Source organism: Lysinibacillus sp. TE18511 (assembly GCF_054062295.1).
In genome coordinates this window covers 1-1162 of sequence record NZ_JBSSFD010000102.1, presented here as the reverse complement: position 1 = coordinate 1162, position 1162 = coordinate 1, and the positions used below count along the sequence as shown (strand labels likewise).

The 1162-nt window shown below is 33.3% G+C and carries 1 rRNA gene; it reads left to right on the top strand.

Going from position 1 to position 1162, the window contains the following annotated elements:
* Window positions 1-91: ribosomal RNA gene (rrf, locus tag ACVWXS_RS25900) — 5S ribosomal RNA — on the top strand; the annotation flags it as partial.
* Window positions 92-1162: the final 1071 nt, after the last annotated feature.

The following is a 1162-nucleotide window of genomic DNA, read 5'->3' as shown; positions in this document are numbered from 1 at the left end:
CACCCGTTCCCATACCGAACACGGAAGTTAAGCTCTTTAGCGCCGATGGTAGTTGGGGGCTTCCCCCTGTGAGAGTAGGACGTCGCTAGGCACCTGAAAAAGTCGAGGATTTATTCCTCGGCTTTTTTATTTGCAATGTTTAGTGATTTGAGCTAAATAACTTAGTTGTGATTCCTGCCAACGATCTAGATGAAGGTTGAGAAATATAGACGATGGAGCAAAAGATTGAGCGCCAACTGACGAAGATGCAGGACCTTAAGATTTGTTGGTTTGGAATAAAGTTTGATACGTAATTCTAAAAATCATTTTTTATAGTAAATGAAAAGAAAGTACATTGAACAAAGATTGATCAAAATACTTTCTTTTCAGGTTTAAACAGTTTTTATAAATAAGTTTGGGTATTTTTTTGTAGCTCTTGTTCAACAAACGAACCCAGTTAGTTAAAGTATGATTCTTCACAAATTCTTTGGTATTCGCAGTAAGTAGTTGATAACCCTACTTATTAATTTCCTCATATTGTGCAGTAAAATTCTGATTACATAAACCAACATAACATCTAAAACACAATATTTGCGAAGCTATTAAATAATTCAAATCTATTAAAATAACCAGAATTACTTTTCTTTTTTATTTCGCAACACTACACCAATAATTATGTAGATGAAACTTAATAAAAGAAGAAATAAGCCACCTAGAATGATTAATCCTATCAATTTCAAAACTATGCTCCTCCTTCCTATACGTAAAGCTGAACATTATCTTTCAGATATTCATTCAATATAGTGATGAAATTTAAAATCCCACTTTTGTATATCTATTTAAAATAACCTTCTACTCCGTATTATTCAACTAAACTGCTCTGTTAGTTCAATAAAGAAAAAAAGAGTTGCATATGCAACCCAATGTTCTTCAAGTAAAGCACCCCGTTATTCAACAAGGTTTTAGTATTTTTTCAAGTACAATAGGACCCGTTTTCTTTGTCTTTGTATTGACTGTCCGAACTTTGATACGAGTAGGTCGCATTATAGGAGAAACTTCATCCAATTTCCCAGCCCAAGTAGTTTCTCTATAAATGTCAACACCATTATGTACATTTTTGCTCGTTTAAGGATGTACAAAACTACTCGTTTTCCGAGGTTAAATGATGCTTTAATCGGTATGA